Origin of the sequence: Cytobacillus sp. NJ13 (assembly GCA_030348385.1) — a bacterium.
Classification (GTDB): domain Bacteria; phylum Bacillota; class Bacilli; order Bacillales; family Cytobacillaceae; genus Cytobacillus.
This window is the reverse complement of record JAUCFP010000006.1, coordinates 941,741-961,229: the sequence shown is the minus strand read 5'-3', so window position 1 is coordinate 961,229 and position 19,489 is coordinate 941,741. Positions and strand designations below refer to the sequence as shown.

At 40.0% G+C, this 19,489-nt stretch carries 24 protein-coding genes and 2 riboswitches; of the genes, 7 read left to right on the top strand and 17 right to left on the bottom strand.

What is annotated here, in order from left to right:
• Nucleotides 1-162: 162 nt before the first annotated feature.
• Entirely contained in the window at nucleotides 163-1,008 is an 846-nt protein-coding gene (locus QUF73_04680; protein MDM5225498.1) for an SDR family oxidoreductase, read from the bottom strand.
• Nucleotides 1,009-1,115: 107 nt separating this feature from the next.
• Here QUF73_04680 and QUF73_04675 point away from each other — a divergent pair, with 107 nt between their 5' ends.
• Together QUF73_04675 and QUF73_04670 are read left to right on the top strand one after the other, a co-directional pair.
• Nucleotides 1,116-1,427: a hypothetical protein gene (locus QUF73_04675; GenBank protein MDM5225497.1), complete on the top strand. Its 312-nt coding sequence runs from the start codon at nucleotides 1,116-1,118 to the stop codon at nucleotides 1,425-1,427.
• A 40-nt stretch (nucleotides 1,428-1,467) separates the two neighbouring features.
• Nucleotides 1,468-2,481 (top strand): AI-2E family transporter, encoded by a 1,014-nt coding sequence (locus QUF73_04670; protein MDM5225496.1) that lies wholly within the window; start codon nucleotides 1,468-1,470, stop codon nucleotides 2,479-2,481.
• Nucleotides 2,482-2,513: 32 nt separating this feature from the next.
• On the opposite strand, the gene QUF73_04665 is transcribed toward QUF73_04670, so the two are convergent.
• The 11 genes from QUF73_04665 to thiM all read right to left on the bottom strand — a co-directional run bounded on the left by QUF73_04665 (nucleotide 2,514) and on the right by thiM (nucleotide 9,951).
• On the bottom strand, nucleotides 2,514-2,924 hold the full coding sequence (locus QUF73_04665; GenBank protein ID MDM5225495.1) for an HIT family protein: 411 nt from the start codon (nucleotides 2,922-2,924) through the stop codon (nucleotides 2,514-2,516).
• Nucleotides 2,925-3,773 (bottom strand): hypothetical protein, encoded by an 849-nt coding sequence (locus QUF73_04660; GenBank protein ID MDM5225494.1) that lies wholly within the window; start codon nucleotides 3,771-3,773, stop codon nucleotides 2,925-2,927.
• A 199-nt stretch (nucleotides 3,774-3,972) separates the two neighbouring features.
• Nucleotides 3,973-5,040, bottom strand: coding sequence for an undecaprenyldiphospho-muramoylpentapeptide beta-N-acetylglucosaminyltransferase (locus QUF73_04655; protein MDM5225493.1), 1,068 nt, complete (start codon nucleotides 5,038-5,040; stop codon nucleotides 3,973-3,975).
• Between the two features lie 39 nt (nucleotides 5,041-5,079).
• A complete protein-coding gene (locus QUF73_04650) occupies nucleotides 5,080-5,394 on the bottom strand; it encodes a multidrug efflux SMR transporter (GenBank protein ID MDM5225492.1) in 315 nt (104 codons plus the stop codon).
• On the bottom strand, nucleotides 5,391-5,729 hold the full coding sequence (locus QUF73_04645; GenBank protein MDM5225491.1) for a multidrug efflux SMR transporter: 339 nt from the start codon (nucleotides 5,727-5,729) through the stop codon (nucleotides 5,391-5,393). Before QUF73_04645 ends, QUF73_04650 begins: the two co-directional genes overlap by 4 nt.
• Nucleotides 5,730-5,800: 71 nt before the next feature.
• Nucleotides 5,801-5,900: riboswitch (guanidine-I (ykkC/yxkD leader) on the bottom strand.
• A gap of 62 nt (nucleotides 5,901-5,962) precedes the next feature.
• On the bottom strand, nucleotides 5,963-6,241 hold the full coding sequence (locus QUF73_04640; GenBank protein MDM5225490.1) for a hypothetical protein: 279 nt from the start codon (nucleotides 6,239-6,241) through the stop codon (nucleotides 5,963-5,965).
• Between the two features lie 85 nt (nucleotides 6,242-6,326).
• A complete protein-coding gene (locus QUF73_04635) occupies nucleotides 6,327-7,082 on the bottom strand; it encodes an exodeoxyribonuclease III (GenBank protein ID MDM5225489.1) in 756 nt (251 codons plus the stop codon).
• A gap of 144 nt (nucleotides 7,083-7,226) precedes the next feature.
• On the bottom strand, nucleotides 7,227-7,541 hold the full coding sequence (locus QUF73_04630) for a hypothetical protein (protein ID MDM5225488.1): 315 nt from the start codon (nucleotides 7,539-7,541) through the stop codon (nucleotides 7,227-7,229).
• 102 nt (nucleotides 7,542-7,643) lie between these two features.
• On the bottom strand, nucleotides 7,644-8,312 hold the full coding sequence (gene thiE / locus QUF73_04625) for a thiamine phosphate synthase (GenBank protein MDM5225487.1): 669 nt from the start codon (nucleotides 8,310-8,312) through the stop codon (nucleotides 7,644-7,646).
• Complete coding sequence (gene thiD / locus QUF73_04620; GenBank protein MDM5225486.1) at nucleotides 8,302-9,126, bottom strand: bifunctional hydroxymethylpyrimidine kinase/phosphomethylpyrimidine kinase; 825 nt, start codon at nucleotides 9,124-9,126, stop codon at nucleotides 8,302-8,304. Before thiD ends, thiE begins: the two co-directional genes overlap by 11 nt.
• Before the next feature lie 12 nt (nucleotides 9,127-9,138).
• Nucleotides 9,139-9,951, bottom strand: a complete 813-nt coding sequence (thiM, locus tag QUF73_04615; protein ID MDM5225485.1) for a hydroxyethylthiazole kinase — start codon at nucleotides 9,949-9,951, stop codon at nucleotides 9,139-9,141.
• A gap of 125 nt (nucleotides 9,952-10,076) precedes the next feature.
• Nucleotides 10,077-10,189, bottom strand: a riboswitch (TPP riboswitch).
• A gap of 116 nt (nucleotides 10,190-10,305) precedes the next feature.
• Here thiM and QUF73_04610 point away from each other — a divergent pair.
• Nucleotides 10,306-10,767 (top strand): OsmC family protein, encoded by a 462-nt coding sequence (locus QUF73_04610; protein ID MDM5225484.1) that lies wholly within the window; start codon nucleotides 10,306-10,308, stop codon nucleotides 10,765-10,767.
• A 33-nt stretch (nucleotides 10,768-10,800) separates the two neighbouring features.
• Here QUF73_04610 and QUF73_04605 read toward each other — a convergent pair whose 3' ends face one another.
• The gene (locus QUF73_04605) at nucleotides 10,801-11,550 is read right to left on the bottom strand and encodes a Cof-type HAD-IIB family hydrolase (protein MDM5225483.1); all 750 of its coding nucleotides are present in this window, start codon (nucleotides 11,548-11,550) and stop codon (nucleotides 10,801-10,803) included.
• A 396-nt stretch (nucleotides 11,551-11,946) separates the two neighbouring features.
• Here QUF73_04605 and QUF73_04600 point away from each other — a divergent pair, with 396 nt between their 5' ends.
• The gene (locus QUF73_04600; GenBank protein MDM5225482.1) at nucleotides 11,947-12,513 is read left to right on the top strand and encodes a sigma-70 family RNA polymerase sigma factor; all 567 of its coding nucleotides are present in this window, start codon (nucleotides 11,947-11,949) and stop codon (nucleotides 12,511-12,513) included.
• On the top strand, nucleotides 12,506-13,585 hold the full coding sequence (locus QUF73_04595) for a hypothetical protein (protein MDM5225481.1): 1,080 nt from the start codon (nucleotides 12,506-12,508) through the stop codon (nucleotides 13,583-13,585). Before QUF73_04600 ends, QUF73_04595 begins: the two co-directional genes overlap by 8 nt.
• Nucleotides 13,586-13,627: 42 nt before the next feature.
• Here the strand turns inward: QUF73_04595 and QUF73_04590 are convergent, their stop codons facing one another.
• The gene (locus tag QUF73_04590) at nucleotides 13,628-13,918 is read right to left on the bottom strand and encodes a hypothetical protein (protein ID MDM5225480.1); all 291 of its coding nucleotides are present in this window, start codon (nucleotides 13,916-13,918) and stop codon (nucleotides 13,628-13,630) included.
• A 140-nt stretch (nucleotides 13,919-14,058) separates the two neighbouring features.
• On the opposite strand from QUF73_04590, the gene QUF73_04585 reads away from it, so the two are divergent.
• Nucleotides 14,059-15,120: an AbrB family transcriptional regulator gene (locus QUF73_04585; GenBank protein MDM5225479.1), complete on the top strand. Its 1,062-nt coding sequence runs from the start codon at nucleotides 14,059-14,061 to the stop codon at nucleotides 15,118-15,120.
• Between the two features lie 55 nt (nucleotides 15,121-15,175).
• Here the strand turns inward: QUF73_04585 and QUF73_04580 are convergent.
• A protein-coding gene (locus QUF73_04580; GenBank protein ID MDM5225478.1) for an IS3 family transposase occupies nucleotides 15,176-16,371 on the bottom strand; the annotation gives its coding sequence in 2 pieces (ribosomal slippage) (nucleotides 15,176-16,065 and nucleotides 16,065-16,371; 1,197 coding nt in all).
• Nucleotides 16,372-16,481: 110 nt separating this feature from the next.
• Complete coding sequence (locus QUF73_04575; GenBank protein MDM5225477.1) at nucleotides 16,482-17,234, bottom strand: C39 family peptidase; 753 nt, start codon at nucleotides 17,232-17,234, stop codon at nucleotides 16,482-16,484.
• A 299-nt stretch (nucleotides 17,235-17,533) separates the two neighbouring features.
• On the opposite strand from QUF73_04575, the gene QUF73_04570 reads away from it, so the two are divergent.
• Entirely contained in the window at nucleotides 17,534-18,469 is a 936-nt protein-coding gene (locus tag QUF73_04570) for a MerR family transcriptional regulator (GenBank protein MDM5225476.1), read from the top strand.
• Nucleotides 18,470-18,625: 156 nt separating this feature from the next.
• On the opposite strand, the gene speD is transcribed toward QUF73_04570, so the two are convergent.
• A complete protein-coding gene (gene speD, locus QUF73_04565) occupies nucleotides 18,626-19,450 on the bottom strand; it encodes an adenosylmethionine decarboxylase (protein ID MDM5225475.1) in 825 nt (274 codons plus the stop codon).
• Between the last annotated feature and the right edge of the window lie 39 nt (nucleotides 19,451-19,489).

Sequence of the window (19,489 nt, the reverse complement as noted above, 5' to 3'; positions counted from 1 at the left end):
TTTTCTCTAGATGCATGAAAATTAATCAGAGATTGGGGACTTAAGAAAAAAGAATGAAAAAAGGAAACTTTTGAAACTTTATATCATTCTATTCGTTATAAAAAAAAAGGAGGTCCTGCATGGTAAAACCAAAAAAGTTCCGGGTTTGGGCATTGTAATTAATTAGTCTTTGTAGAGAGTTTTTAATACGATTTTCTCCCAGCTTTTCCAGTTCAGAAGGTTTTTCAGGCGTATTCTTGTGCGTACACCCTTTCCTACTGGGTACCTGAGTGCAGGTTCTTTTTCCTTAAGAATGCTCACTGCTTTTTTCGCAACGATTAGCGGATCTTCATAAAAGGGCTCGCCTTTATCAAGGTAATTTTGAATTTTTGTCATATATGGATAATAAGGTGAGTCTTTCTTCAATGATGGTTCCGCTATCTTTTTCCCTGTTGTCCAGATGCCAGTCCTGAAAGATCCTGGCTCAATCATCACAACATTTACGCCAAACGGTTTCATTTCAAGCCTAAGTGATTCACTCCACCCTTCTACAGCAAATTTTGATGCGGCATATGGCGATAAGCCTGGAAACCCGATTTTTCCGCTGATGGAACTTACATTTAAAATGGTTCCTGTTCTTTGTTTCCGCATAAATGGCAGAACCGCCTGTGTTACTGCAAACGTTCCAAAAACATTTGTCTCAAATTGATTTCTATACTCGTCCAGCGGTATTTCTTCCGCAAATCCTGCCCCTGCATAGCCTGCATTATTGATTAAAACATCAATTGAAGGCAATCGGAGGAGCAGGTTTTTAAAGCTTTCAATGGATGAGGGTGAGGTGACATCCAATTCGTGAATGGATATCTGCTCATGAACTCCCTCTCGTCTAGCTTTCTCCATTAATATTTTGCTTCTATTCATTTTTCTCATTGTTGCAATAACTTGAAAATCATTCTTTGCCAGCTCAATGGCCATTAAGGTTCCAAACCCGCTGGAACAGCCGGTAATGGCAGCATATTTCCTATCCAACTATCATCATCCTTTCTCCGTAATGAATTTTTCCATTTCGACTGTAAATAGATATATAATTAAATGATAAAGTATTATAAAATAGTAAATATATTGATAATAAAAGGATGAACAAGTTGGCACACATATTTTTAAGCATTTTCCTGCTTGTATCCGGTTTGTCTTCATCTGTGCAGCAAAGCAAGGAGCCGATTGATTTCAATGTACAACTGCAGGGTCATGCCATTGTTATTGATTCACCTGCCCTAAAATGCCCTGCATTGAGCAGCACATTAGCAGCTTCAGTAAAATTAACGGCGAAGCTGACCTATTATAAAGAAGACCGGACCCATTTTCAGGCGATACATTCCCGTGCAATTCACAGAAGTAATGAATACATGATTCCATATATGTTCCAGAGTAATTATCTCCGCATTTAGTGAAATTTAAAGAAACTTAAAACAGTGTGGAGGAATGAAATTGGAAACGATTAAGTCATTTTTAAATAATAACGGCATAAAACGATTCATTATTTTTGGAATAATTGTCCTTGCTCTTTACCTGCTGAGGAGCATGATTAATTTAATACTGATAACATTTATATTTTCATTTTTGATGGATAGGCTTGTGAAGCTTGTACTTTCGAGGTTTAAACTGAATAGGAAACTGACAGTTATAACCCTTTATATGGGAATCATCGGCCTGCTTTCTATAGGGATTATCAAGTACCTCCCTTTAATTGTATCTGAAATTTCACAGTTGTTTAAACAGGTTGAAAGCTTTTACACCCAAAAACATGACAATATTGTAATTACATATATTGTTCAAATGCTCGAAACAAATGAAATTACGAAATATCTTGAACAGGGCTTTGCGTTCCTGCTTCAATATTTTTCCGATATTAGTCATATTGCCATCCAGGTATTGCTTTCTTTAATACTAAGTTTGTTTTTCCTGCTTGAAAAACCGAAACTTATCGAATTTACCTTGAAATTTAAACACAGCAAAATCGCTGACTTTTATAATGAAATCGAGTATTTCGGAAGTAAATTTGTGCAAACATTCGGGAAAGTAATCGAGGCGCAGTTTGTCATTGCCACAGTCAATTGCATCCTGACAACACTTGCATTATGGATCATGGACTTTCCTCAGCTAATGGGATTATCAATTCTGATTTTCCTGCTGGGATTAATTCCTGTAGCAGGTGTCATTATTTCGCTTGTCCCGCTATGTACAATCGCCTATTCTCTCGGCGGATTCATCCAAGTATTTTATATAGTACTTGTCATTATGGTGATCCACGCCATTGAAGCGTATATTTTAAATCCGAAGCTTATGTCTTCCAAAACGGATTTGCCTGTCTTTTATACCTTTATTGTCCTGATTTTCTCTGAACATTTCTTCGGTGTTTGGGGATTAATCGTCGGTATACCAGTGTTTGTATTTATGCTGGATGTTCTTGAAGTCAAGAGCAATCCGCCGAAAATACAGTAATTTAAAAACACACAGTCCCGCTGTGTGTTTTTTCAGCTTTTCAGAAATCTCCTACTATTATCGGGCTGCTTCAGCCAATGCCTGAGCCCTTTTCCTGCGTGTGGTTCATCATTATATCTGGGTATGATGTGCAGATGGCTGTGAAGAATGGATTGATTTGAAGCTTCCCCCACATTCCAGCCAAGAGTGTATCCATCTGGTGCATACTTTTTATCTAAATAATCTTTAGCTTTTTGCAGAAGTTCATATGTATCTTTCCACTCTTCCTCCGTTAGGTGAAAAGCATCGGAATGATGCGCTTTTGGCACTATGACCCCGCAGCCCTCCAATACATCCTGTTCTTTATCGTGCTGAAGAAAATAACAAGTGCTGTTTTCAAAAATGATATTTTGGAGAGGGTCCTTTTGCGGACTGCAAAAAGGACAATGATCCTGATATGGCATTTAATTATTTCCTTTCTTTGCGGGGTGATTGATCAGCAAATTCTCCAAAGCGGCTTTATGTGAATGCTTATCATATTCAGAGTTATTGATTACAGTCTTTCGGATAGACAGCTCCTTCAAGATTTCCTCTTCAGCCTGTCTCCTTGCTTTAAGAACCTTTATAGTGCCATCTGCCCCGCTTAAATGATTTTTCTTTCCATATCCTTGATCGGTATAATAATGGATAAAACCTTCAGACCAGGATTGCGGCCGTTCTTTTAAGGCTTTCTTGAACGAAAAGTCAAGGTTATCCTGACTGATATAAATTAAAATCGGATTCAGCTTTTTCACCGAATTTTCCAATGCTAATACATAATTCAGAATCTTTGTAATTGGAGCTCCATATTTAATCATACCGACTGTTACAGGATTCTGTATAAAACAGCATTCAAAAATATGTACTTTTTTGCTGCTGGCAGCTCGATTGGAAAATCGTTCCCAATTCTTGATTATAAGTTTCATATTTTGATCCAAAGGAAGCTCATAGATATCATTTTTAAATGCTTTCTCATAAAATGTGTTTGGAATATCAGGTCCAAGCTTTTTATACGGCAATAAATAGCCTTTACCTTCCGGATAGCTTTTTTCGATAATTTGGTCTTTAAATGATCTGTATTCTTCCAGCAAACGATGCCACTCGTCATTCTCAAAAAAGGCGACGCTCTCATAATCTGCCGGATGATCCAGATCACCTTCGCAGAATAGCTCTGACTCGATACCCTTTTGCATCAAAATTTCATGAACTAATCTTGCAGTAGTGGATTTTCCTGAACCAGGAAGACCCTCGATTAAAATTAGTTTTGAATCCATTGAATCACCTTCACAATATTTAGAATTTCCATTCTATTGTAATGCATAAAAAGAAAAACAAACAGCATTATTAACTGTTTGTCGTTTGGATGAGGTTTATTTTATTGCCGGAATAATATTTATGGCTCTATGGCGACCAATCGGTAAAAAGCCTATGAATTTGACGCCGTGATCATATAAAAACCTGCACTCAAAATTATCAGCGGTGTTTTTGAATTTCCTTTATCAAAACAGTTAGTGCATCGCTTGTTGGCGAGGCTTGCATGTTATTAATGATTTGCCCTTTTCTTTTTTCGAGTTTATCCAGTGATTCAAGAAGGCTGTCTTTTGTTAAGTTCTCTTCATCCAATGTAAGCGAGAATCCTTTTTTTAAGAACGATTCAGCGTTTAGTATTTGGTCCCCCCTGCTTTGTTTTTTGGTTAGCGGAATGATGAGCATAGGAAGCTTCAAAGCAAGGAATTCAAAAATGGCATTGGACCCTCCCCTGGTGACGACTGTATCTGTTGCAGCGAGGATATCAGCAAGCTCATGGCTAATGTATTCGAATTGTCTGTAGCCTTTAATGTTTATTAAACTCTCATCCTTCTGGCCTTTGCCGCATAGATGAACAATTTGGTATTTAGAAGTCAGCTCCTGAAGGGATTCCCGGATCGTTTCATTAATTTTCTTAGCCCCCAGACTGCCTCCCATTACAGTCATAATTGGCTTTTTATCGGTAAATCTAAGAAACTCCCTTCCTCTCTCCTTATCACCTGAGAAGATTTCCCTTCTGATCGGAGATCCTATGGACGTAGTCTTTCGCGCAGGAAAATGTGCTGCAGCTTCATCGAATGAAGTAAAAATCCTGTCTGCAAACCGCTGAGAAATTTTGTTTGCAAGTCCTGGAGTCAGATCACTTTCATGAATAAAAATTGGTATTTTTAATGAGCTTGCCGCAATAATAACAGGCACCGATACAAATCCGCCTTTTGAAAATACAAGCTTTGGCTTAAGCCTTTTGAGCAGCTTTCGAGCTTCGATAATCCCTCTTAACACACGAAATAGATCTTTTGCATTTTCTTTATCCATGTAGCGTCGGAGTTTTCCGCTGCTAATTCCGTAATAAGGTATGTTAATCTCAGAAATCAATTCTTTTTCGATTCCTTTTATCGAACCGATATAGTGAATATCCCATTCTCCTTGAGAAAGTTCATTTATTATGGCGATATTCGGAGTCACATGCCCGGCAGAGCCGCCCCCTGTAAAAACAATCTTATTTTTCTTCATTTCCTACCTGCCTATCCAATTTTTAATTCCATTATATATCTAAGATACAAGTTTAAGTCCGATTGCAGCACTTAATACCATTGCAATAAAAAATATCCGTTTGGCATCTTTGGGCTCTCCGTACAGAATCATGCCAAGAATGGCTCCTCCAGAGGCACCGATTCCAGTCCAGACCGCATAAGCTGTACCCATCGGCAGTTCTTTCATTGCCAGCGCAAGAAATATGAAGCTGGCGCCAAAACTGCCAATCAGCAGGAATAATGATTGCCAATTTCGTTTTTTGTGCAAGCTGTTAATCATGGCGACACCTGTCATTTCAAAAAGCCCAGCCAGAATTAGAAACACCCAGCTCATGAACGTTCAGCTCCTTTTGATTTATCTTCATTTGTCACTAGCTTTAAGCCCAGAACACCTAATAACAAAATAAGAACAAGCAGTATTTTAGATAATTTCAATGGCTCTCCGAAAAATATGATTTCAGATAATACTGTACCGGCAGTGCCCAAGCCAACAAAGACTGCATATACAGTTCCCACAGGCAGGACTTTGCCAGCCATTATCATCAAATAAAAACTGACTGCTATGCATATGATGGTCCCTGCCCATGATAATGGATCATCCGCATGCTTTAAACCTATCACCCAAAACACTTCAAAAAACGCGGCTATAAATACCTTTAGCCATTGCATGAAATCAGCCCCTTTTTAACGTATTATTCCCGGAAAAAAGAAAAAAGCCCGGAAGATATCTGATGAACAGTATCTCCCAGGCTTTTATCCTTCCGTGGCATAGCTTTTATAGCTATGAGTTTTCTCTCGGACCAGGCCAGCAGAAGCTGCGGAACCCTAGAAAACCTTTTTATTAGATTTAATGGCATTATAACAAAATACACATAGATTTTCCATAATAATTAATGGAAATATCAAGACACATGATTAGCAAGGACATATTCTTTTTCCCAATTCCGGCTGTCTGATATTTCAGCTGATAAAGAATGCAATGAGGATATAGATGCGATATGACTGATTGATGGCGGATAGGGGCTTTTCCTAATATGACCTATTATGCAGCTCAAAGCCATCTCATAGTCGAATTCCCGGCAATAATTAAAATAATAATGAACGATTTCGTTCTTGATCCGAAAAGGCGGATATATTCTTTCAATAAGAACAAAAAGCTTCAGCATCTCTGTTTTGTTCATTCTACCATTCCTTTATTATAATGTTATTTCAATTATTGCCTGTTTTACTAAAACAAAACCCCTGCATCACCGCAGGGGTTTCGCTTTACATATCCAATTCAAGCGCTACCGGGCAATGATCGCTGCCCATAATGTCGCAGTGAACCTGTGAATCTATTATTCTTTCTTTTAGATTTTCGGACACGATAAAATAATCAATCCGCCAGCCTATATTCCGCTCTCTTACCTTGGCCATATACGACCACCAGGTATATGCTCCTTCGGCTTCAGGGTATTTATAGCGGAATGCATCAACAAACCCAGAACCAAGCAATCTGGTCATTTTTGCCCGTTCTTCATCCGTAAAACCTGAGTTGCCCATGTTGGATTTAGCATTTTTTAAATCTCTTTCGAAATGAGCCACGTTTAAGTCACCGCACATGATCACAGGCTTAATCTGATCCAGGCCGAGTAAATACTCCCGGATCCGCTCTTCCCATTCAAGACGGAATGGAAGCCGGGCCAGGTCACGCTGTGAATTCGGCGTATAGACATTAACGAGATAAAAGCTTTCATACTCAAGCGTGAGAATCCTGCCTTCAGGTTCTGTTTCGTCATCGCCCAATCCATAGCGAACAGAAAGCGGTTCTTTTTTTGTAAAAACAGCTGTACCGGAATATCCTTTTTTTATCGCATAATTCCAGTATTGGTGATAGCCTTCCAATATGAGCTCGATCTGTCCTTCCTGCAGTTTGGATTCCTGAATGCAAAAAATGTCTGCATCCACTTCTTTGAAGTAATCCATGAACCCTTTTTTCACACATGCCCTTATGCCATTCACATTCCATGAAACCAGTTTCATTGCTATTATATCTCCTTATGTTAAAAAATCTGCCTGTATACAACATTATCATGGATATTCATTACTTGCACAGGTAAAGTACTGTAACGTGAACGGCAATCAACAAAAATACGGGTAAATATATCATACTTTGAAAAGAGTGGCTTATTGCTTAAATATCATGGTTCCGGCATTCATCTGCACTAATTTGACCTTTTCACCCCGCTTAATACTTTCATATAATGTTGCCGTCAGCTCAAAGGATTTGCCATTATCCAGCCGAATCCAATATTCTTCGTGCGTGCTAAAGTTGCTCAAGTAATTATCAACCGAAGTCTGCCGATATTTTTCCTCTATTTTCCCTTCGAATTCAGCCATTTTTGTTTCCGCAGCCACAAGTCCTGAAAAGAAGCCATAATAGACGACCAGCAATACGGCTGCCATTTGAATATAGAGGCCTGTTTCCATCCACTTTTTCAATTGTTCATCCCTCTGTTTCTATTGTTTTTTAGTGAGCTACCCTCAATAGATTGGGATAAACATGAGAATTTCAAACGTCCTTATAATAAAAAAATGCCCAGATCAATGGGCATTTCTCATTATACTATTTACTGCATCATGTAATTGTTTTGCTGATTCTTCAGGTAAATCCGCCTGGCTGATTGCAGAAATGACAGATACACCGTCCGCTCCTGTCTTAATAATGGGAGGTGTATTTTCAGAAGTAATTCCGCCTATTCCTACAACAGGAATTTGGATATCAGCAGATCTCAATTCTGTCAAAAAAGTAAGCCCCTGAACGACTTTGGCATCTTCCTTTGTGGATGTTGGATAAATAGGCCCTATGCCAAGGTAATCTGCGCCTTGACGGATCGCTGTTTCAGCTTCCTTCATGCTGTGCACTGAGACTCCCAGGATTTTGCTGCCAATTTTCCTGCGGACCACATCGGCTGCTTCATCGTCCTGGCCTATATGGACACCATCTGCATTTATTTTTAGTGCCAATTCAATGTCATCATTTACAATAAAAGGGATATTGCTCTCTTTGCAGATTGCTTGGAACTTTTTTGCGAGCGATTCCTTTTCTTTTCCATGAAGGCAACCGGCTCCTTTTTCACGGAATTGAAATAACGTTATGCCTCCTTTGATGGCTGATTGAAGGACTTTTTCAGGATCATGATGGCAATTTGTGCTGCCCATTATAAAGTATACTTTTAATAAGTTTCTCATTTCCTGCGGATTAACAGCCATATACTTCAGTCTCCTTCTTTCTTCTATTGAACGCCCAGTGATTGGTAGGTCCATGACCGCTGCCAATTCCCAATTCATATTCAATTGCTGCCTGGATGAATTGTTTTGCCCGATCAACAGCTTCTGGCACGGTAAGGCCGTCAGCAAGGCCAGCGGTTATAGCAGCCGAAAAAGTGCAGCCTGTTCCATGTGTGTTGGCTGTTTGTATTCTGTTGCTCTTAAATTCCGAAAAACTTTCTCCGTCAAATAGAAGGTCTGCTGCTATGTCTTTTGCTTCATCATGCCCGCCTTTTATGATGACATTTTTCGCTCCAAGGTGATGCAGTTTTTTTGCTGCTTCTCTTTTATCCTCCAGTGAACGAATCCTTATATCCGTTAAAACCTCTGCCTCTGGAATATTCGGGGTAATCACCATAGAGAGAGGTATAAGATGCTTTTTCATCGCTAATACCGCTTCATTTTGAAGAAGACTTGCTCCTCCCTTTGCAATCATCACTGGATCAATGACGACATTTTCCCAGCCGTATCTCACAATTTCATTGGAAACACTCCCGATTATATCTGCACTAAAAAGCATTCCTGTCTTCACAGCGTCAGGTCTGAGGTCTTCTCCTATCGATTGAATTTGAGCAGAAACTGCCTCTGCTGTCATTGGATAAACTCCCTGAACGCCCTTGGTGTTTTGAGCTGTTACCGCAGTCAAAGCAGACATGCCAAAAACACCGAGTTCCTGAAATGTTTTTAAGTCTGCCTGAATGCCCGCGCCGCCGCCGCTATCCGAACCCGCTATGGTTAAAGCTTTGTTCACTTTCATTTATATTGCCTCCTATCCGTTCGTTTTTTCAAAAGAGCCATATGATGCAACATCTGCAGCAGAAATGTTATATAAGCTATTCAAAAACTCGATTTGGAAAGTGCCTGGGCCTTTGCCATCCGATTTTTCTGCAGCGATTTCTGCGGCAGTGCCATAAATGACCAATGAAGTTACTGACGCTTTTACAGGATCCTTTTCGACAGCAGCGAAAGCTCCTATTACAGAAGTAAGAAGACATCCGGCTCCCGTTACTTTCGTTAGAAGAGGATGGCCATTGTTAATGGCAAAAGTGGATCTTCCATCTGAAACGATATCCTGTTTTCCTGTGATAACAGTGACTGCACCAAGTTCTTTTGCTGCCGACACAGCAAGCTCTGAAGTATTTCCTGCTGCTTCAACTGCATCTACGCCCTTAATACTCCATTTCTGTCCAGCAGCGTTGGCAATTTCTGCAGCATTGCCTCTTATGATGGTAATATTTAATTCTTCTAATATTCTTTTAGCTGTTTCTGTGCGATAGGCCGTGGCGCCTACACCAACCGGGTCAAAAATGACTGGCACCCCATGCTGATTTGCTGATTTGCCCGCTATGAGCATACTTTTTACTTCTTTTTCAGTCAGTGTTCCCATATTGAGAACCAATGCACCTGCTATTTTAGCCATGTCAGCTGCCTCTTCATGTGCATATGCCATCACTGGTGATGCCCCGATTGCCAGCAGGCCATTTGCAGTAAAGTTTGTTACCACTACATTTGTAATATTATGTACAAGAGGGTTTGACTCTCTTATTTTTTCCAATAGACTGCTAATCTCCTGAATGTTCACATTAAATCCTCCTCTGCAATCTCCACTCAATAGCTTTTCCCCTTTTGCCCCTTGTGAATGAGAACAAAATAAAAACCAGATCCGCAATTGGACCTGGCTGAATAATCTAAGAGAAAGAACATCGTTCCCCGCAATTACTACTTTCCTACGCTGGTATGATCCAGATCTGGTCCGAAGGGTAAAAAACAGTCCGGTTTCTTTCTCAGCCCGCGAGCATCGGGCACCCCTAGCAGTAAAACTATTAAGTTGGCTGTTTTCATCTTAGCCTGAAACGTTAAATCTGTAAAGTCTTGCAATTCTGGCTGTCCCTCTTTAAGGTGTAAATAGAAATACATAACTTGGAGGAACCAAAGAATGGCTGAACATCAATTCCATTTAAAAGCACATTGGCCAGGACTTCGAAATGATGTCGGAGAAATTGAAACAGGCGGGCTTAAAACAAAGGTATCCATTCCGCCAGAAATGGAAGGTCCCGGAATCGGAACGAATCCGGATGAAATGCTGCTGGGGGCGGCGGCAACTTGTTATATTATTACCCTGGCAGCCATGATGGAACGGAGCAAACTCAAGAAAGAAAATCTTACGATGGAATCAATTGGAATTGTGGATGTAACCAAAGGAGTAATCACCTATAAGAAAATTATTCATCGTCCTGTTATCTTGTTAAACGCTGACGCGACTGAAAAGGATCATTCACTTGCGCGAAAGCTGGCTCAAAAAGCTGAGGCATCCTGTATGATTTCCAGAGCGATTAAAGGAAACGTAGAAGTAGAATTGGAAGAAACCATTCTAAATGCCAAAAAATCATCGAAATAAGCCAAAACCGGCATGATTGCCGGTTTTTATTCTTTAAAGAGCCCACTTTCGGATTGCCTGTGCAACACCAGCTTCATCATTTGTTCCCGTAACAGCATTGGCTGTTTCTTTCACAATATCCTGAGCATTTCCCATTGCTACTCCCCAGCCTGCTTCCCCGATCATGGCAATATCATTCAAGCTGTCACCCATTGCCATTACATTTTCCATCGAAATGCCAAGAAGCTCTGTTACCTTCTTGATACCTTTGGCTTTATTGATGCCCAGAGCATTTACCTCAATATTGGTTAAGCTGGAATTTGTAATTTCCAGGTCCCCTTTTGTTTGAAGCTCTTTATGAATGAGTTCCCTGATTTCATCATCTGATATATCAAACCCAAATTTAAGCCATTCATGGTCATGAATATTTTCAGGCATTTCATTCTTCCAAACCTGTTCACAGCTGGTTGCCCAGAAATTGGTCTTATGTGACTGGGATAGGTCCCACATCCATTCCATTACTTTAGAATCAACTGGGGTCCTTGAGATTGATTCACCATCAGGGCCAAATATTTCACTGCCGTTGACCGTGATCAAGTAGGAGTTCAACTCCAAAGAATCTGCATGATCGCCTGCCGTAAGCCTGGATCTTCCAGTGCTCAAAATAACTTCAATTCCTTTTTCCTTCGCCTCTCGTATGGCCTTACGGTTTTCATCAGGAATTTCCCCTCTGGAATTCAACAAGGTTCCATCCATATCAAGAGCGATTAATTTGATCTCTGGAGCAATATTTGATTGCGACATAATAATCTCCCTTCTTTCTTGCACAATATAGCCATTATATAAATAAACAATCCTCCCATCAAAAAGAAAACACTTGGGCAGAATCATTTTGTTAATATATGGATTATTATTCCCAACCTAAATGTATAGGCTGGAATTACTTAATTTGAACAAATGAGGTGATGATGAATGTCTTCCATATTATTTTGGTTCCTTCTGTTCTTAACCTATGCATTGATGTGTTTTTTTTAATCAGGATTAAATAATCAGGCGCACACCAAATGGTTTGCGGTTTTTTTGTATAATCTTAATAAATGCAAAAAGTTGAAGCGATATGCTTGTATCTGTCGTCTAACTGTCAGTCAAACAAAAGGCAGCCGAAATCGGCAGCTGGCATTTAAGCAAGGAGGCAGTCATGTGAGCACTGATGAGTATGTAAAACGGTCAATTGCTGATCAAGTGGACCGTGCTCTCGTTCTTGAAATGATCATGGATGAGTATGGAACCGTTCTGAAGAGATTAATATACAGTTATGTTAAAGACTGGAATGCTGCCAGTGATCTAACACAGGATACCTTTATTACTGTGTATGAAAAGCTGGAAAGTTTCCAGCAAAGATCTTCCTTTAAAACGTGGATTTTTACAATTGCTATTAATAAAAGCAAAGACTATCTTAAAAGCTGGCATTACCGCAATATGATTATGAATGAAAAGGTTTTTTTCCTGAAAAAGGATAGAGAAAAAGATCCTGAAGCATCCTTTCTTGAACAGGATGAACAGCATGAATTGCTAAAAACGATAGAATCCCTAGCAGTAAAATATCGCGAAGTCTTCCTTCTCCATTATTACCAGGATCTCAGTCTGGCTGAAATAAGTGAAGCTCTTAATATTCCCATTTCAACCGTAAAAACACGGCTGTACAGAGGACATGAAAAAGTCAGGAAGATAATATCTGCATCAGAAAGAGGTGAACAGCATGGCTGATCTGAATCATGAAGTGAAGAAAGTATTGAATGCTGCATGGACGAAAGATTCAGTTTTCACAGAAGAGGAAAAACAGAGAGTCAGAAACCGGATCGGCACTTCTGCTGTTAAAAGCAGAAAAAAAGACTATGTTCCAATGCTTCTTTCTGCAGCTGCAGCTGCTGGGTTTGTACTATTGATTGGCGGGATTGCCGGAATTCAGACAGATGTCTTTACCAAGCAAAATGGACAGGAGACCGTCATTGCAGATAAAGATTTTTATCCTGGCCTTACTGAGGGTGATATGCTAAACAACTGGAAATTGAATGGTTTTGAGAAGGACTCATATGGGCACCTATCTGCATTTTTTACTGGGAAGGCAGAGGTCACAGGCACTCTGGATTTTCGTGAAGAAAATGTATATTTTCTGCCAGATCGTGATTCCTTAAAATTGCTGCCGCTCATGGATGGCAAGAACATAAAAATGACTTTTAATGAAACGGATCAGGAGATGCTAAAAAAGGTATTTGGCGCAGCCGCACCAATTAAAGCAGAAGGTGTTTCTATAATTATAGGCGGATATCGCGCTGCGGAAGGCTCTGTACATCTGGCTGAAGTCTTGGAGGTGGCAGCGCCAAAAGAACCTGAATCGGAAGCTGTTCCATTCCAGCTGCCCCTGAATAATAATGCGGAACTGGTCCTTCGGGAGCCTTTAAACCATGTGTATAAAGAATTTTCTTTAAGAGGGACGGATGAGATCTTAAGAGGTTTAAGCCCGGCAGAAGTTTTCCAGCTGTACTTGTTTGCAGAGGAAATTGAGGATTATTATACTCAATATGCATTGTTTAACCATGATCCGGGTATCGAAAAACCGTTTCCTACCCTGAATCATTACCTTATTGCTATAACCGAGTCTCCATCTATCCCAGAAGAACAGACATTATTGCATCGAGTGAAGAACGCCCGTTTAGAAGTAGTCATTATTGATGACTCTTCAGCTTATATTTCAATTTCTGAGGAGGATGGGTTTGGCTTCGGCCTGAGCAAAAACAGCGAAGGAATATGGAAAGTAAACTGGATGCCAATCCAATAAATTGGCTGAGCTTGTACCCCTGATGGTGCAGGCTCTTTACATTTACCTAAATAGGCCCCCAAAGAACACGATGATCGCTAAGACGGATGAAAGAAACAGTGTGAGGATAATGGAAAATAATACATGAAAGCCCTCCTGCCAGTTTTGGACTTTCTTTAAGACAAAAATACTCACGAGGAAGACAAGGACTGTCAGGAGCAGGAGGAGCGAAAATGGACGATGGCCGATTTTATTCAGATAAATATCATACAGAGGCGAAAAACCCATCAGCAAAAACAAACCGAGGCATATAAACGATAAGATGAAAACAAAATGGCTTAATTTTTCCGGCATGGTTAGTCCCCCTTCTATAAAATGATCTTCTCTTTAATAAATTGTATGAAAACATATGATTTTATAAAACTTGTAATTCATTCATTGTTTTTATATGGTATAAATATCTTTAGGTATACTAAATAAAAGAAGGTTTTATTGTGAATAAGAATTTATTAATCACATTTTTTACTGCTGTATTGGGTGCAGTATTATTTTCTTTGCTGCATATTCCGGTCGCCTTTTTGCTTGGTGCATTGACTGCCGTTATGATTGGAAGCAGGCTCAGCAGGATTCCGTTTTATTGGCCTGCCGGATTTCGCGATGGCGGGATTATCCTCGTCGGATACAGCATCGGCCTTTCTTTTACACAGGAAGCGGTCCTGCTTATCCTTCAGAAGCTCCCTTTTATTTTGCTCGTTACCGTTTGCATGGTTCTCTTTAGCGCCATATCTGCATTTCTCATTGCGAAATTAATGGGCATCGACTATCCGACAGTTTTGATCGGCAGTATTCCCGGAGGTCTGTCACAAATGATTCTTCTGGCAGAGGAAGTCAAAGGAATCGATATCACGGTTGTTACCTTTATGCAGGTCGCACGGCTGACGATGATTATCTTCATCGTCCCTGTACTAGTATTCGGACCTTGGCTGAATGTATCTAGTGGTCCAGGTTTTGAAGCTGCAGAACCTCTATGGAGAGATTTATTCCCTGATATTTTCCTGTTTGTCTTCGTTTCAGCCGCTGGCATTATCCTAAGCAAACGCCTGAGGCTCCCTACGCCGTACTTGCTCGGTCCGATTATGGGAACCGCGGCTCTTGTCATTTCCGGTATAAATGGACCTGAACTCCCGCCAGCTGTTTTGGATTTATCACAGCTATTAATCGGGGCCCACATCGGCATGATGATGAAGCCGGAAAAGCTGGCCAATAAACTCAAAACCATTTCATTGGCTGCCTTAAGCGGCCTGCTGCTCATTACGGGTTCGGTGCTGCTTAGTTTTATGATTATGCACTTTTTTCACCTTTCACCTGCCACCAGCTTTTTGAGCCTGGCACCCGGAGGAATGGATCAAATGGCCATAATGGCCCATGAAACCGGCGCCGACTTAGCCATAGTAACAGGCTATCAGCTATTTCGGCTGTTTTTTATCTTCTTTGTAGTACCTCCATTTTTAAAATGGATTTTTTTAAAGTATGAGAAATTGGCATCCTCAAGCTAAAAAGAAGGGACTGCAAGTGGTCTTACCCCTGTCAAGTAGACAACCTTAAAAAAGACTAAGCAGCCAGTGTGAGTCGGTATTCAACCGGAGCACACTGGTTTAGTTTTTTCTGGAATCTTTTATAGTTATAGAGATACATGTATTCTTCAAGTATTTGAATTAATTCTTTTTCTGTTTTAAACTGTGATCGATATAGCTTCTCTGTCTTTAGATGAGAGAAGAAAGACTCAATACAGGCATTATCGAGGCAGTTTCCTTTGCGAGAATGGCTGCCTTGAATGCCTATTTTCTTTAACTTTTTGTGGTATTGATTAGACGTGTATTGGAAGCCTTGATCTGAATGCAGGATCGCACCATACACGTTTCTTTTTTGTGTTAATAGATCGATTGTATTAAGGACCAATTCTAAGTCATTTCTCTTTGAAATATTCCAGGCTAAAACCTCATTGTTATAAAGATCGAGTATAACGGAAAGGTAATAAAATGAATCTCCAACTTGAATATACGTAATGTCTGTTACGTATTTCTCATCTGGTTTTAGAGCCTTAAAGTTACGGTTTAATAAGTTTGAGTAAATAACGGAAGGCTTCCTTCCGAAGAAGTTTCGCTTCTTCCTAATTTCAGCTCGAATATTCATATCAGTCATTAATCGATATACCTTCTTATGATTAATATGAAATCCTTCGTCTTTAAGAGCTATTTTCATACGAGGGTAACCATAAAAAGGGTATGTATGATGAATAGCCATAATATGTGATTTTATTAGATATTCTTTGGTCTGCCTGTCCTCCCTAAGGGAGGTCGTTTTAAGCCACTTATAATAACCTGATCTTGAGACTTGCGCAATCTCAGCTAACCAAGCGATAGGGTAAATACCACTTAGTTCGTTTATGATTTCGAATCGTTCTGCTTTTGGGATGATCCCTCCTCGTGTAGATTTGGATACCGCTTTTTTAGGTATTCAACCTGAGCTTTATAATAATCCCTTTCCTCTTGGATACTTTTAAAGTTCGTTCTGGGGCGCCCTTTAAGTGGATTACTGTCTGTGTTACCGCCTGCACGTCCCCTTAAATCTTCAAAGGACTCTCCCTGATTAAATTTCATAACCCATTTCTTTAATTGGGTTGGACTTCGAAGACCTAGCTCTTCCGATACTGTTCGGTAACTTTTGTTTCCTTCTTTGTATAGGTTTACTGCTCTTATTTTAAAATCTTCTGTATATTTTTGATACGTTCTTCCTGTTTTCCCCATGAAAAATCCCCTCCAAGTTAAGTGTATCACCATTTTTTATGATGGTCTTTTTACACTGTCTACTTAGAGGGGATAATATCAAAGCGGCAGCCCCTTCTTTTGCTATTATGCTAGTTAATGACAATGGCCTGTGATCCCATTAGCTCCCAGGCTTCTATAAACTGCTGTTTGGGCACCTTTTTATTTTTTGTGCCATACGGGTCGTTAATATAGATATATTCCTCGTCATATCCGGTAATTGCAACACTATGCATTTGGAATGTCACATCGACTGGCCCGCCCGGTGTATTCCAGGTTTCGAAGGATGCTGCGGGCGATAGGCTTGCAGTTGTAATAATCCAGACCGGCGATCCTTCTGCAATTTTTTCAAGCACCACATCAAATGGTTTGCCAGTCAGATTCTCAGCACGTTCAGGAAAATACTTTTTCGCCACTTCGAAAATCGGCCCCTGATAAACGCCTAATCCTGGGCCATCCTCCATGTTGCCGACAAAGCCTTCATTGGGATTCCCGTATTCACCTCCGCTATACCTAAGCGGGACCCGTTTAATTTCCTGTGCTAATTTATTTTTAGATACCTGAATGCCTTCATAACTTATAATCATTGCTAAACTAGTAATCTCACACCCATTATACAGACGGGGACTATCCATTTGATTGTACAAGGGCACATCCAGGAGAACGGATTTCTTCTGAATTTCCTGCTTCACAATCGGTACATGGTTTGCCTCTGCATGCGGAACTGCACTATAGTGAATTTCTTTTTGTTTAGACGGCTCACCGCTCCCCATCTTTATGCTTCCAAAGGTCAGCGTCAAACCAACCCCGGCAGCAACAGACAAAGCAATAATTCTATTACCCAATTTAACCTGCTCCCTCTTAATCTCGATGTTTTTAATAACATTCTAGTCTCCTAAACTCAACTTCCATTTTGACATAGCCGCCCTGATATGACAAATAGCTTGCTGGCTGTCAAATTCTTCATGTTTTTTGTCAGAATGGCTCCTTTTTGCTTTTTTCTGATGAATATCGTCTTCTTTTGATAGCTTTTGTCAAGCGGCAGGAAAAAACGGGATATCATGCTGAATAGTTAGTTAGAAGTTGTTTCGGAACTGGCATCCGAATGTTTCAGAATCTATTTTTTATGAAAGGGCTGAGTAAAATGGATACGCAATATATGAAAGCTTATACAATTAAAGAGGTTTCGAAAATGCTGAATGTGCCTCCTGGAACACTAAGGCAATGGGAAAAGGATTTAAATGGACTTTTGATGATTCCCCGGTCAAAACAGGGAGCCCGATTTTATACAGACCATGAAATTGGATTGCTTGAAAAGGTTAAGCAGATGCGCGATAAAAATTTAAGCAAGGATATGATCCGTGAATTAATGCAAAAACATATGGACTTTGCTTTTGAAACCGGTTCAGAAGCAAATGAAACATCCTTGGCGGAAATAAATCAGGAAACAGCATTACATACAGAGAATCAGGCTGTCATGGACTCCAAACAGTTCATGGCATTGATGGATAGTTTCAGGGACAGTTTAATTGCAGATGTCAGAAATGAAATTCGCAGCGGCGTTCGAAAGGAAGTTTTAGACGAAGTGAAAAAAGAAATTAGCAAAGGATCTTTGCATACTGTTAAAAGCTTGTCGGATTCGATCTATAAATCAGGAGAAAAAACGAAAGAGGAAATTGAATCACTAGGCGCAAGGATTGTGCAGTCTTCTGAGAATACTTCCGAAGCGTTCGGAACTCTTTCGAAAAGAGTTGCGAAAAGTACGAAACGTACTTCAGATCAAATTCATCATTTGACAAACAAGCTGGCAGAATCCTCGGAAGCGTCTTCTGAAGAGTTCAAAACCATGATTCATTACATTTCATCTTCTGCTGAGGTGACCAGCACCGAAATCAGCTCGCTGATTGAAACGTTAAACACAGACAGAGAAATTTATATCGATACAATTAATAAAGAACGGGAACAATACTGGCATGAGGTAAAGCAGCGGGAAGAAGTTTTTCAGGATATGATCGTCTCATTCCGAAGCGCGGCTGCTGCACAGGAACCCGAGAAAAAATGGTGGGAGTTCTGGAAATAGATTATGTGATTATTTTTGGGTTGTGCCATTTAATTTATATATTTTCATTAAAAGAACCAGGAGTATATGCTGTTCTCCTGGTTATAATTTTGCCTTCGATCTGGTACTATTTGGTTTGGGTATTAAAAGATGTCCAATTCCTGAGGCTTTTCAAGTTTATTCTGCTATAGAACCGGGTTTAATATTTTTCCCGTAAAAAATTTCGTCCATCTCCGTAATAAGCCGTTCAGTGATCTCTTCTGCTTCCTCGGGATCAAGCTTTTCCTTCGTGTATCCAAATAAATAATTATCTAAATCAAAATCCCTTATTTTACATTTTGTGTGAAAGGTGTGAGCCTGATAAATATTCACATCGATCATATCAAAATCTTCTTTTACTTCTTCAGGAATATAATTTTGGATTGAACTGATGTCATGGTCGATATAGAGTTTTTTTCCGTCCGTGTCCCGTGTAAATCCCCTCACTCTGTAGTCGATTGTCATGATGTCCGTATCAAAGGAATGGATGAGGTAATTAAGGGCTTTTAGCGGGGAGATTTCTCCGCATGTTGATACATCAATATCGGCCCTGAATGTGCTGATTCCTTCGTCGGGATGATATTCAGGATAGGTATGGACGGTAATATGGCTTTTATCCAGCTGCATGACTACATTATCAGGCAGCGGGCCAGGAGATTCATCATAAGATTCATCCGGGACTTCTACTACCGGTCCTTCAGATACCAGGACGGTCACACTTGCACCTTGTGGCACATAATCCTGCTGTGCCACATTTAAGACATGGGCACCAATGATGTCCGAAACATTCTTTAAAATCTTTGTAAGCCGCTCCGCACTGTATTCTTCATCAATATAATCTATATAGGCTTCACGCTCTTCCCTCGTCTTTGTATAACAGACATCATACATATTAAAGCTGAGTGATTTCGTCAAATTATTAAAACCATGGAGTTCAATTCTTTGTTCCGGTGTTAATTTCAACATGCTTCCCCCTTTGCAGCAGCTATCCATCTATTCATT

Bases quoted from the DNA above. Each gene is read 5' to 3' on its own strand.
- QUF73_04675 (MDM5225497.1), top strand. From the start codon at position 1,116: ATGAACAAGTTGGCACACATATTTTTAAGCATTTTCCTGCTTGTATCC.
- QUF73_04665 (MDM5225495.1), bottom strand. From the start codon at position 2,924: ATGCCATATCAGGATCATTGTCCTTTTTGCAGTCCGCAAAAGGACCCT.
- QUF73_04660 (MDM5225494.1), bottom strand. From the start codon at position 3,773: ATGGATTCAAAACTAATTTTAATCGAGGGTCTTCCTGGTTCAGGAAAA.
- QUF73_04655 (MDM5225493.1), bottom strand. From the start codon at position 5,040: ATGAAGAAAAATAAGATTGTTTTTACAGGGGGCGGCTCTGCCGGGCAT.
- QUF73_04650 (MDM5225492.1), bottom strand. From the start codon at position 5,394: ATGAGCTGGGTGTTTCTAATTCTGGCTGGGCTTTTTGAAATGACAGGT.
- QUF73_04645 (MDM5225491.1), bottom strand. From the start codon at position 5,729: ATGCAATGGCTAAAGGTATTTATAGCCGCGTTTTTTGAAGTGTTTTGG.
- QUF73_04640 (MDM5225490.1), bottom strand. From the start codon at position 6,241: ATGAACAAAACAGAGATGCTGAAGCTTTTTGTTCTTATTGAAAGAATA.
- QUF73_04635 (MDM5225489.1), bottom strand. From the start codon at position 7,082: ATGAAACTGGTTTCATGGAATGTGAATGGCATAAGGGCATGTGTGAAA.
- thiE (MDM5225487.1), bottom strand. From the start codon at position 8,312: ATGGCTGTTAATCCGCAGGAAATGAGAAACTTATTAAAAGTATACTTT.
- thiD (MDM5225486.1), bottom strand. From the start codon at position 9,126: ATGAAAGTGAACAAAGCTTTAACCATAGCGGGTTCGGATAGCGGCGGC.
- QUF73_04610 (MDM5225484.1), top strand. From the start codon at position 10,306: ATGGCTGAACATCAATTCCATTTAAAAGCACATTGGCCAGGACTTCGA.
- QUF73_04605 (MDM5225483.1), bottom strand. From the start codon at position 11,550: ATGTCGCAATCAAATATTGCTCCAGAGATCAAATTAATCGCTCTTGAT.
- QUF73_04595 (MDM5225481.1), top strand. From the start codon at position 12,506: ATGGCTGATCTGAATCATGAAGTGAAGAAAGTATTGAATGCTGCATGG.
- QUF73_04590 (MDM5225480.1), bottom strand. From the start codon at position 13,918: ATGCCGGAAAAATTAAGCCATTTTGTTTTCATCTTATCGTTTATATGC.
- QUF73_04570 (MDM5225476.1), top strand. From the start codon at position 17,534: ATGGATACGCAATATATGAAAGCTTATACAATTAAAGAGGTTTCGAAA.